At 25.2% G+C, this 12,637-nt stretch carries 12 protein-coding genes; all 12 read left to right on the top strand.

The window, feature by feature from the left end:
* The first annotated feature begins 10 nt into the window (after window positions 1–10).
* Window positions 11–1,033: a GHMP family kinase ATP-binding protein gene (locus ACYQ44_RS07070; protein ID WP_459996264.1), complete on the top strand. Its 1,023-nt coding sequence runs from the start codon at window positions 11–13 to the stop codon at window positions 1,031–1,033.
* 4 nt (window positions 1,034–1,037) lie between these two features.
* The gene (gene gmhA, locus ACYQ44_RS07065; RefSeq protein ID WP_459996263.1) at window positions 1,038–1,622 is read left to right on the top strand and encodes a D-sedoheptulose 7-phosphate isomerase; all 585 of its coding nucleotides are present in this window, start codon (window positions 1,038–1,040) and stop codon (window positions 1,620–1,622) included.
* Window positions 1,622–2,809 (top strand): HAD-IIIA family hydrolase, encoded by a 1,188-nt coding sequence (locus tag ACYQ44_RS07060; protein WP_459996262.1) that lies wholly within the window; start codon window positions 1,622–1,624, stop codon window positions 2,807–2,809. Before gmhA ends, ACYQ44_RS07060 begins: the two co-directional genes overlap by 1 nt.
* A gap of 9 nt (window positions 2,810–2,818) precedes the next feature.
* Window positions 2,819–4,066, top strand: coding sequence for a glycosyltransferase (locus tag ACYQ44_RS07055; RefSeq protein WP_459996261.1), 1,248 nt, complete (start codon window positions 2,819–2,821; stop codon window positions 4,064–4,066).
* 222 nt (window positions 4,067–4,288) lie between these two features.
* Window positions 4,289–5,737, top strand: coding sequence for a CDP-glycerol glycerophosphotransferase family protein (locus ACYQ44_RS07050; RefSeq protein ID WP_459996260.1), 1,449 nt, complete (start codon window positions 4,289–4,291; stop codon window positions 5,735–5,737).
* Entirely contained in the window at window positions 5,734–6,705 is a 972-nt protein-coding gene (locus tag ACYQ44_RS07045) for an NAD-dependent 4,6-dehydratase LegB (protein ID WP_459996259.1), read from the top strand. The genes ACYQ44_RS07050 and ACYQ44_RS07045 overlap by 4 nt, the downstream gene beginning before the upstream one ends.
* 11 nt (window positions 6,706–6,716) lie before the next feature.
* Window positions 6,717–7,889 carry a LegC family aminotransferase gene (locus ACYQ44_RS07040; RefSeq protein WP_459996257.1) on the top strand — a complete coding sequence of 391 codons (1,173 nt, stop codon included), beginning with the start codon at window positions 6,717–6,719 and terminating at the stop codon, window positions 7,887–7,889.
* Complete coding sequence (locus ACYQ44_RS07035; protein WP_459996256.1) at window positions 7,886–8,560, top strand: formyltransferase family protein; 675 nt, start codon at window positions 7,886–7,888, stop codon at window positions 8,558–8,560. Before ACYQ44_RS07040 ends, ACYQ44_RS07035 begins: the two co-directional genes overlap by 4 nt.
* A 1-nt stretch (window position 8,561) precedes the next feature.
* On the top strand, window positions 8,562–9,728 hold the full coding sequence (gene neuC, locus ACYQ44_RS07030; protein WP_459996254.1) for a UDP-N-acetylglucosamine 2-epimerase: 1,167 nt from the start codon (window positions 8,562–8,564) through the stop codon (window positions 9,726–9,728).
* 14 nt (window positions 9,729–9,742) lie between these two features.
* A complete protein-coding gene (neuB, locus tag ACYQ44_RS07025) occupies window positions 9,743–10,768 on the top strand; it encodes an N-acetylneuraminate synthase (protein WP_459996252.1) in 1,026 nt (341 codons plus the stop codon).
* A gap of 1 nt (window position 10,769) precedes the next feature.
* Window positions 10,770–11,486: an acylneuraminate cytidylyltransferase family protein gene (locus tag ACYQ44_RS07020; protein ID WP_459996251.1), complete on the top strand. Its 717-nt coding sequence runs from the start codon at window positions 10,770–10,772 to the stop codon at window positions 11,484–11,486.
* On the top strand, window positions 11,467–12,504 hold the full coding sequence (locus ACYQ44_RS07015; RefSeq protein WP_459996250.1) for a sugar phosphate nucleotidyltransferase: 1,038 nt from the start codon (window positions 11,467–11,469) through the stop codon (window positions 12,502–12,504). Before ACYQ44_RS07020 ends, ACYQ44_RS07015 begins: the two co-directional genes overlap by 20 nt.
* Window positions 12,505–12,637: the final 133 nt, after the last annotated feature.

The following is a 12,637-nucleotide window of genomic DNA, read 5'->3' as shown; positions in this document are numbered from 1 at the left end:
ATCAATTAAAATGCTAATACGTTCACGTGTTCCATTAAGAATAAGTTTTGGTGGTGGAGGAACTGATGTTTCACCGTATTGTGATAAATATATAGGATACGTTATAAATACAACAATAGATAGATATGCAACAGTAACGTTAAAACCAAATAAAGATAAAAATATAATTATAAAAAGCATAGATTATGATAAAACAATAAAATATGATATAGATGAAACTTTAGCATATGATGGACAATTAGATTTAATAAAAGGTGTAATTAACCATATAAAAAACAATTATAAAATAGAACAAGGATTTGAACTATATATACAAAATGATGCACCACCAGGGTCAGGATTGGGATCATCATCTGCAATATGTGTTGCGTTAATCGGAGCATTTCAGGAATGGTTGAATCTACCATTAACGCCATATGACATAGCAGAATTAGCCTTTAAAATAGAAAGAATAGAATTAAAAATAAAAGGTGGAAGACAGGATCAATATGCTGCTGCATTTGGTGGTTTCAATTTTATGGAATTTTATGATTCAAAAACAATAGTAAATCCATTAAAATTAAGGGAAAATGTAGTAAATGAACTAAATCATAGTTTAATATTAGCATATGTGGGTGGTAGTCATAATTCATCGAAAATACTAGAAAACCAAATAAAAAACGTAAAGAACAAAAATGAAAAATCATTAGAAGCAATGCACGAAATAAAAAAAATTGCAATAGAAATTAAAAACTCATTGGTCATTGGAAAATTAGGGAAATTTGGATTATTATTGGATAAAGCATGGAATTATAAAAAACAAATGGCAGAAGGAATAAGTAATGAATATATAGATATATTGTATAAAGAAGCAAAAAATGCTGGAGCATTAGGGGGTAAAATATCTGGAGCTGGTGGAGGAGGATTCATGTTTTTCTTTGCGGATTTAGGAAAAAAATATGACGTAATAAAAGCATTAAAAAATAATGGAGCAACAATAATAAATTATACATTTGAAGAAAAGGGATTACATACTTGGGAAGTAGGGGGATAGCATAATGGATGAAATAATAAAAAAAGGGATAGAAAAATCAATAGAAGTGAAAAAGAATATATTAAAAAATGAAGAATTAATAAAAAAAATAGAAATAACAAGTAAGTTAATAATAAAAGCATTAAAAAATAAAAAGAAAATCATATTTTGTGGCAATGGTGGAAGTGCTGCGGATGCACAGCATCTAGCAGCAGAATTTATGGGAAAATTTTATTTAGATAGAAATCCATTACCATCAATATCATTAACAGTAAATACATCGGTATTAACAGCAATTGGAAATGATTATGGATATGAAGAAATATTCGTAAGACAATTAAAAGGAATAGGACAAAGCGGTGATATTCTAGTTGGGATTAGTACAAGTGGAAATTCAAAAAATATAATAAAAGCATTTGAATATGCAAAAGAGAATGACATATCGACAATAGCATTTACTGGAGAAAATGGTGGTAGAATGAAAGAATATGTGGATATCTTAATAAATATTCCTTCAAAAGATACTCCTAGAATACAAGAAGCGCATATAACAATAGGGCATATAATATGTGAAATAGTAGAAAAAGAGATATTTGGAGAGGTAAAATAATGATAAAACAAGCAGTAATATTAGCAGGAGGATTAGGAACAAGATTAAAAAGTGTTGTTAAAGATATACCTAAACCCATGGCACCAATAAATGATATACCATTTTTAGAATATATAATAAAAATATTAAAAGAAAATGGTTTTAAAAAGATATTATTATTAACAGGATATAAAAGTGAAATAATAGAAAATTATTTTGAAAATGGAAATAAATTTGGAATAAAAATAGAATATTCAAAAGAAAAAGAGCCAGTAGGAACAGGTGGAGCAATATTTAATGCATGGAAAAAAATAGATGATGAATTTATACTTATAAATGGAGATACATTTTTTGATATACAGTATGAAATATTATTTGATTTTATAAAAGAAAAAAAATCAGAATCTTTAATAGCATTAAGATTTAGTGAAAATATATCTAGATATGGATTTGTAAATATAAATGAGGATTATAAAATAATGGAATTTATAGAGAAAGGACATTTTCCAGAAAACAGGGTAGATGGATATATAAATGGTGGAATATATTATTTAAAAAAAGAAATAATAGAAAAATATTATAAAAAATATAAAGAGAAAAAAGTATCAATAGAAAAAGAGATATTTCCTGAACTTATAAAAGAAAAAAAATTGTATGGATTACCAACAGGTGGAAAATTTATAGATATAGGTATACCGGAAGATTATAAAAAGGCACAAAAAATAATACCACTCTGGATAAAAAAAGAAAGAAAACCTGCTTTATTTATAGATAGAGATGGTACAATAATAAAAGATTCAGGATATGTCCATGGAACAAATTTAGAATTTATAGAAAAAACATTTAATATAATAAAACAAGCTAAAGAGGAAAATAAATATGTAATAATAATAACAAATCAAGCTGGAATTGCTAAAGGAAAATTCACAGAAAAAGAATCAATAAAAACGACAAAATATATTATAGAATATTACAAAAGAAATGGAGTAAAAATAGATGGATATTATTATTGTCCATATCATTCTGAAGGAATAATAGAAAAATATAAAAAATATTCATTGCTAAGAAAACCAAATCCTGGAATGTTATTGAAAGCTTGTGAAGATTATAGAATAAATATTAAAAATTCTATAATGATTGGTGATAATGATAAGGTTGATAATATAGAGTTGTATTATTTGAAATATGGAAATATATGGAATATTTGAGGTGTAAAGATGAAGATTAAAATTTTATGGATATCTCCTTTTGGGATTCACGATAAAGTGTCTCATGCAGGAGGGCAAACATTTAATTATTATTTTAAAAAATTCTATAATGATGGGAAGTTTGAAATGAGTTATATTATTTCAAACTTTTATGGTGAAAACGAAAATTTAATGGAAAAAGAATATTCAAATGCAAAAAATTTTTCGTATAAAATCGAAAAAAGCTTTTTTCATAAAGGTAAATATTTTTTAAAAAATAGAATTTTAAGAAGAATAATTATGCTGAAAAAAAGTGAATTTTGGATTACGAGTTTTTCAATTAAAGATATATTAATTAAATCACTGCATAATGCAGCTAGTGATGGATATAATCCAGATATTATTATATTAGATTGGACTCAAATTGTATTATTAATAGATGAAGTAAGAAGAATATTCCCAAATTCAAAAATAATTGCTAGTGAACAAGATGTTTCTTATTTGGGATTTTATAGAAAAATAGAATTATATAAGAAGAAATATAAATTTATTAATATTGAAAAAATATATGAAAATTTTAGGAAAAAAGAAATAGAAACTTTAAATAAGGTTGATTTAATAGTAGTCTATAATAAAAAAGATTACGATTTGTTAATTGAAAATGATGAATTAAAAGATAAAAAAATTAAAGTTATTACCCCATATTACAACAGATATTATTTTAATAAGAAAATTGTGAAGAAAGATGGAATTCTTTTTTTTGGAGCAATGTCCAGAATGGAGAATTTTACAGCAGTTGAATGGTTTATAAAAAATGTCTGGAAGAACATACCTGAAAAATTAAAAGAAAATTTAAAGTTTTATGTGGTTGGAAGTGGGATTTCAAATAAATTTATAAATAAGTATAAAAATGATAAAACTATAATATTTACTGGATATATTCCAGATCCATCAAAATATTTTGAAAGATCGGTTTGTATGGTAGTGCCATTAATCTATGGTGCGGGAATAAAGATTAAAGTATTGGAAGGTATGAATGCTGGATTGCCAGTTTTAACAAACCATATTGGAATTGAAGGAATTCCTGCTGAACATGGTGTAAGTTATATTCATTGTGAAAGGTCAGAAGAATATATAAATGGTATTATAAAATTATATAATGACACAAATCTTCGTGAAAAAATCGGAAAAAATGCCAAAGAATTTATGATGGAAAAGTTTGATTTAAATAAAAGTTATGAAAATTTTAAGAAAAATATAATCAGATTAAAAAAATAATGAAAAATTTTATGGAATTTGAAGTATAAATATAAGATAAAGTAATCGTATATTTCAATCTAAAATCCTAATAATAATTTATTACAATCAAATCAACAAGTTTTTATATAGAGAATAATGTTATAGATATTATTCCTAAATAAGTTATAATAGTTAATAATGTTTATAATTGTGAGTTTGAATATGTTAGTAATCTTAAAATATTGGAAGGGAGTATAAATAATGAAATATTTGAGCTTTTTTTATAAATTACTGGAATTTGAATCGAAAAATATTAATAAATTACTGGAATTTAAGGTAGGAAAAATTCACATATATCCCTATATTAGAACCAACTTTTTATCTATGCTTTTATTACAAAAACAAAATATTAATTATTATAACACTTTTACCAAAAAAAACATTAAAATAGATAGTTTTTTTCGAATATTATTAAAGGGAATTAAAAATGATTTAAATTTTCCTAAAAATATAAAAACACTTGTTATTTCACAACCTAGAAATCGAAAAACATTTAACTCCAAAGAAAATTTTGATATATATTATGATTATTTAGAAGAACTTATTGGAGATAATTATATGATTTTTGAGGAAGTAAGTATTCGCAAGAAGTTCAATTCAAAAGTATACACAAAAAATTATAATACTACTACATATTATAAAATCAAATCAAGAATTTTTTCAAATTGCAAATCTAAAATAAACCAAAAATTTGTTAGATATTTGGAAGAAATTATTTTTTTATATCAAAATGAATTTGAAAAATTTATTGTTTTTGATAAAGAGAAAATAATTAGATATTTTTCAAAATTTTGTAATGATTATGTATTTGGTTTTAATTTTTTGAATGTTTTAAAAAAATTAAAACCAAAAATTTTATTTATCTTTTCAGCATTATCTGGTATGCAATATTCAATAATAATAAAACTTAGTAAAGAATTAGGCATAAAAGTAGTTGAATTCCAACATGGACTAATTACAAAGTCACATATAGCATATAATTATGGAGATGCCATATTTAAAAATACTGAATATAAAAAATATCTACCTGATTATCTTTTAACATATGGTGAGTTTTGGAATAAAAACATGAGAATTCCTGTAAAAAAAATAACTATAGGCAATCCACATTTTTGGTATAATTATAATAAAATCAATACTTCTAAAGAATTAAAGGAAAATAATAAAAAGAAAATATTAATAATTTCTCAAGGTACATTGACAAATATTTATGTAAAAATAGCAAAAGAATTATCTAAAAAATTATCCAGTGATTATGAAATAATTTTTAAATTACATCCTGGAAAGGTTGCATTTGAAGAAAGGTATAAAGAGTTAGAAAATTACAATAATATTATAATAAAAAAAGATGAGGATATATATGAACTAATAAATATATCAGATTATATAGTGAGTATATATTCAACAACGATATTTGAAGCAGTAGCATTAAATAAGCCTGTATATATATACCAACATCCTCTTTCAGAAGCTTATATACCAAAAGAAATTGGAATATGGTTTAATGACGTTAATGAATTATATGAAATGATAAAAAATGATATTAAATCTAAAAAAAATTATGATATAAATTATTTTTGGAATAAAAATTGGAAGGAAAACTATATAAAATTTTTAAAAGATGAAATAGGAATTGAGGTGAAAAAATGAAAGTATTAGTAACAGGCGCAGAAGGTTTTATAGGTTCTCACTTAACTGAAATGCTTGTGGAAAAAGGATATAATGTAAAAGCATTTGTAAGATATAATTTTCAAAATAATTGGGGATGGCTTGAGAAATCAAAATATTTAAAAGATATAGAAATATATACAGGAGATATAAGAGATTATGATAGTGTGTATGATGCAATGAAAGATGTAGATGTAGTTTTTCATTTAGCAGCATTAATAGGAATACCATATTCATATATTTCCCCGCTTGCATATATAAAAACTAATACAGAAGGAACGTATAATGTATTAGAAGCAGCTAGAAAATTAAATATACAAAGAGTAATACATACATCTACAAGTGAAATATATGGAACAGCACAATATGTTCCAATAGACGAAAATCATCCATATAATCCACAATCACCGTATGCAGCTTCGAAAGCGGCAGCAGATCATTTAGCTTTAAGTTATTATAGATCATTTGAATTGCCTGTAACAATAATAAGACCGTTTAACACATATGGACCAAGACAATCAGCAAGAGCAATTATCCCTACAATAATATCTCAGATATTAGCCGGTAAAAAACAAATTAAATTAGGTAATTTAACACCAACAAGGGATTTAAATTATGTAAAAGATACAGCTAATGGATTTATAACAGTTGGCTTACATGAAAAAACTATAGGAGATGTATTTAATTTAGGAACTGGAAAAGAAATATCAATAGGAGATTTAGCAAAAAAGCTAATAAATTTAACAGGTAAAGAAGTTGAAATAGTAACAGATAAACAAAGGCTAAGACCACAAAAATCCGAAGTTGAAAGGCTTTTATCAAATCCAGAAAAAGCAATGAAACTAACGGGATGGAAACCTCAATACACACTGGATGAAGGATTAAAAGAAACAATAGAGTGGATAAAAGAAAATATGCAATATTTTAAAGTTGATATATATAATGTTTAGAAGGTGAAGGCATGAAATACATACCATTGTCAGTACCAAATTTCATTGGAAAAGAAAAAGAATATGTGTTAGATGCTGTTGAGTCCACGTGGGTGTCAACAGGTGGTTCATACATAACAAGATTTGAAGAAGAAATATCAAAGTATTTAAATATTGAAAAAGCAGTTGCAGTTCAGAGTGGGACAGCAGGTCTTCATCTTGGATTAAAATTATTAGGGGTTAACCCAGGAGATGAAGTAATAGTTCCAACATTAACATTTATAGCCGCAGTAAATCCTGTTAAATATTTATATGCTGAACCGATATTTATGGATTGTGATGATTCGCTAAATATAGATGTTAATAAATTAGAAGAATTTATTAAGAAAGAATGCGAAATGACGAAAAAAGGCTTAAAAAACAAAAATACAGGAAATCTTATAAAAGCAATAATAGTTGTTCATATATTTGGTAATATGGCAGATATGGAAAATTTAATGTATATAGCAGAAAAATATAATTTAAAAGTTATAGAAGATGCAACAGAAGCGTTGGGAACAAAATATACAGATGGAAAATATAAAGGGAAATTTGCTGGAACAATAGGAGATATAGGAGTATATTCATTTAATGGAAATAAAATAATAACAACTGGTGGGGGAGGAATGCTTGTTGCAAAAGATATAAGTATTGCAGAAAAAGCAAAGTATTTATCTACCCAATCAAAAGATGATCCGTTATATTATATACATAATGAAATAGGTTATAATTATAGAATGACAAATTTACAAGCAGCGCTTGGAGTAGCTCAACTTGAACAATTGGAAAATTTTATTGAAATAAAAACAAAAAATTATAAACTCTATAAGAAATTGATTTCAGATATTGAAGGTTTAAAATTATTGAATTTCAAACAAAATACAAGACCTAATTATTGGTTTTACTCATTATTTATAGAAAATGATAAAATATTAAGAGATGAATTATTAAAAAGCTTAAGAAAAGAAGGAATTGAAACAAGACCTATATGGTATTTAAACCATTTACAAAAACCATTTGAAAAAAACTATGCTTATAAAATAGAAAAGGCAAAATATTATTGGGAAAAAATATTAAATATACCTTGCAGCACAAATTTAACAGAAAAAGATATTGAATTTGTTGCGAAATATATAAAAAAGATAAATGGTGGTGTAGAAAAATGAAAGTACTCTTTTTATCAAAAAAGAATTTTTGGACAGAAGAAGCAAAAAAATATTTGATTAATAACTTTAATTACGAAAATGTAAAAATAGCTTCGTCAAATAAAAAATATCAAAAGTTTCCTAAAGAATTAATAAATGAAAAAGGTGATTTATTGATAAGTTTCTTATCTCCTTGGATAATCCCGGAGAAAGTAATTAACAATTTTAAAAAAGCGATTAATTTTCATCCAGGTCCTCCAGAATATCCAGGAACAGGAGGGTATAACTTTGCTCTATACGAAGAAAGTAAATTATATGGAGTAACTTCACATTATATTTCAAAAGAAATAGATGCTGGGCAAATAATTAAAGTTATAAGATTTCCAATAAACAAAAATGAAACAGTAAAAAGCCTTCAAGATAGGACATTATCTTATTTACTAGTTCTTTTTTATGATATTATTGATAAAATAATTAATAAAGAACGGTTACCAATTTCTGGAGAAAAATGGAAAAAGAAAGCGTTAACAAAAAAAGATTTTGAAGAATTATGTAGAATTGATTTTGAAATGGACAAACATGAAATAGAAAAAAGAATACATGCAACAAAATATCCAGGTAGAACAGGAGCTTATATAGAAATAGAGGGGTATAAATTTTATTATAAAGAAACCAATAAAGAGGAGCTTTAAAATGAACAAAATATGTATTTTTACAGGAACAAGAGCTGAATATGGTTTATTATATCCTTTAATGAGAAAAATAAAAGAAGAAAATGAATTTGAATTACAAATAATTGTTTCAGGAATGCATCTTTCTCCTGAGTTTGGATTAACTTATAAAGACATTGAAAAAGATGGGTTTGAAATAAACGAAAAAGTGGAAATATTATTATCAAGCGATGATGCCATTGGTATAAATAAATCTATAGGATTAGGGTTAATAAGTTTTTCAGATGCTTTAAAAAGATTAGATCCTGATGTTTTAATTGTATTGGGGGATAGATTTGAAGCATTGTCAATTGCAATAACAGCATATATAATGAACATTCCAATTGTTCATTTGCATGGTGGAGAAAGGACAGAAGGAGCGTTAGATGAAGGTATAAGACATTCAATAACAAAATTGAGCTATTTACATTTTACATCTACAGAAGAATATAGAAAAAGAGTTATTCAATTAGGTGAATCTCCAGAAAGAGTGTTTAATGTTGGAGCAATAGGGTTGGATAATATAAGAAAATTAAAATTGTTAAAAAAAGAAGAATTAGAAAAAGAATTAGGTTTTAAATTTGGAATGAAAAATATTTTATTTACATATCATCCTGTTACCCTTAATAAAGATAAATTAGATGTTGAATTAAAAGAAATTTTTAAAGCATTAGAAGACTTAATAAATGGCGATTATAGCATAATAATAACAAAGAGTAATGCCGATGAGGGCGGGAGAAAAATAAATAGATATATTGATGAGTTTTCATTAAAATATCCTAATAAGATTCTCGCGGTAACAAACCTTGGTACGTTAAAATATTTGTCAACAATGCAATATGTTGATATCGTAATGGGAAATTCTTCTAGTGGTTTAATAGAAGCACCCTCTTTTAAAATTCCAACAATCAATATTGGAGAAAGGCAGCAAGGTAGAGTAAAGGGAAATAGTATAATAGATGCAAAACCAATAAAAAAAGAGCTATTAAAGGCTGTACAGATTGCTGAAAGTATTGATAGAAAATCTATTATGAATCCATATGATCAATATGGAGCAACGCAAAAGATATACGATATAATGAGAGAATATATAAAAAATAACAAATTAAAAACAAAAAAGGAATTTTTTGATATAGATTTTATACTTTGAAGGTAGGGATGTTTATGTTAAAAAATAAAGTGTATATTATTGCAGAAGCTGGTGTAAATCATAATGGAGATATTAATCTTGCATATAAATTAGTAGATATGGCAAAAGAGGCGGGGGCAGATGCTGTTAAATTTCAAACATTTAAGGCTGAAAAGTTTGTTTCAAAATATACTGAAATGGCAACATATCAAAAGAAAAACTTAAATAAAGAAATAAAACAAGTTGATATGATAAAAACTTTTGAATTAAAATATGAAGATTTTATCAACCTAAAAAAATATTGTGATGAAAAAGAAATTGAATTTTTATCTTCACCATTTGATAATGAAAGTGTAAATTTTTTGGATGATTTAGTGCCGTATTATAAAATTCCTTCAGGTGAAATTGTGAATATCCCATATTTAAAGCTTATAGCAGAAAAAAACAAACCAATAATAATGTCAACAGGGATGGCAACATTAGGAGAAGTAGAAAAAGCTTTAGACGTAATATATAGTGTAAATAGCGATGCAGAGATATATCTTTTGCATTGTACAACTAATTATCCAACACCATTTGAAGAAGTAAATTTAAAAGCAATGTTAACGTTGAAAGAAGCTTTTAAATTACCAGTAGGATATTCTGATCATACTTTAGGAATTGAAGTGCCTATTGCAGCTGTAGCAATGGGAGCGAAAATAATAGAAAAACACTTTACAATTGATAAAAATCTGCCCGGACCAGATCATAAGGCCTCTTTAGAACCAAATGAATTAAAAGATATGGTGAAGGCTATAAGAAATATAGAAAAAGCTTTGGGTAATGGTATAAAAAAAACTAATAAAAGTGAATTAAAAATTAAAAAAGTTGTAAGAAAAAAAATTGTAGCAAAAAGACATATGATGCCAGGAGAAATTTTAAAAAATGATGATATTGAAATAAAAAGAACAAATAATGGCTTAAGTCCTGAATTTCTAGATATAATAATAGGAAAAAAATTAATTAAGGAAATAAGAATTGATGAGGGATTTACATGGAATCATTTTATGGAGGAAAGATAATATGTATAAGAATAAAAGATTTTTAGCAATAATACCAGCAAGAGGTGGCTCAAAAGGAATAAAAAATAAAAACATAATAAAACTGAATAACAAACCATTAATAAATTATACTATAGAAGCAGCAAAAGAAAGTAAGATTTTTGATGAAATTATGGTTACAACAGATTCAGATAAAATTTCAAAGATTGCAAAAGAATGTGGAGCAAAAATTCCTTTTTTAAGACCTGCCGAATTATCAACTGATACGGCCAATAGCAAAGATGTTATTCTTCACACATTGAATTATTATATAAACAGAAATATAAATTTTGATTATTTTATGTTATTACAACCAACATCACCATTAAGAAAGTCGGAAGATATAATAAATGCAGTTGAATTGTTATTTAAAAAATGTGCAAATTCTATTGTGGGTGTGTGTGAAGTAGAACATTCTCCATTATTTAGTAATACTCTTCCGGAAGATTTGAGTTTATCTAATTTTATTAAGGAGGAATTCAAAAATAAAAGAAGGCAAGATTTACCAAAATTCTACAGAATAAATGGAGCAATATATATTTCTAAAATTAGCCATTTTATAAAAACACAAGATTTTTATAGCGAAAAAAGTTATGCTTATATAATGCCAAAAGAACGCTCAATAGATATTGATAATTATATTGATTTAAAATTAGCTGAAATATTAATGGAGGAATATAATGAAAATAAGAGAGATTAAAGATTATGTTGCAATAGAAAAAAATGCTAATTTTGATGAAATTGTAGAAAGTTTAAATAAATCTCCGTATAAAATTTTATTTGTTTTGGAAAATAAAAAATTGATTGGTACGATAACAGATGGGGATATAAGGCGATATTTGTACAATACAAAAACAGATATTTCAAAAATTAAAGCTTCAGATTTAATGAATAAACATTTTAAATATATTAGAGAGAGAAAACATAATCAAAATATAACCCAAGATTATTTAAAATATAATGTGGAATTTTTACCCCTTTTAAATGAGAAAATGGAAATAATAAAGCTTTTTCATATACCCTTAAATTTTCAAGAATTATCAAAGTTAAAAACAAAGGTATTAATAATGGCTGGAGGGAAAGGAACAAGACTGTATCCATTAACAAAGGTAATACCAAAACCGTTGGTGCCTTATAAGGATAAAACAATCATAGAGAAAATAATGGAGCAATTTATTAATTCAGGATTTGATGAATTCATATTAAGCGTGAATTATAAAAAAGAATTGATAAAGAGTTATTTTACAGAATTAAAGTATAACATCCAATATATAGAAGAAAAAGATTTTTTAGGAACAGCTGGAAGTATATCATATCTTAAACTATATAATATAAAAAAACCTATTTTTATAGCAAATTGTGATGTTTTATTAAAAGTTGATTTTTCAGATATATTAGAATACCATGTAAGAGAAAAAGCTGATATAACAATAATTTCCGCAAGAGAAAAGGTAGATATAGCTTATGGTGTTTTAGATTTTGATGATGAAAACAATTATATCAAAATTGAAGAAAAACCAAATTATAAGTTTTATGTTAATACTGGAATTTATGTTATAAATCCAAATATTATTAATTTAATAGAATTAAATGAAAAAATAGATATGCCAGAATTATTAAAAAGAGCTAAAAATAAAAATAAAAAAATTAAGATATATAAATCAAAAGAAAAAATGATAGATATTGGTCAATGGGAATATTATAAAAAATTGTTGTAATGAGTGGTGATGAAAAATAAATCAAATAATAAAAAGAATAAAAAATAGTGTAACAATAAAATCTGGAATATGGTATATGGCAACAGATTTTTTATTAAAAGGAATGGCGTTTATAACCATTCCTATTTTTACA

This window comes from Marinitoga arctica, assembly GCF_054657315.1.
The sequence above is the reverse complement of the archived record's forward strand: the minus strand, read 5'-3'. Positions and strand labels throughout refer to the sequence as shown.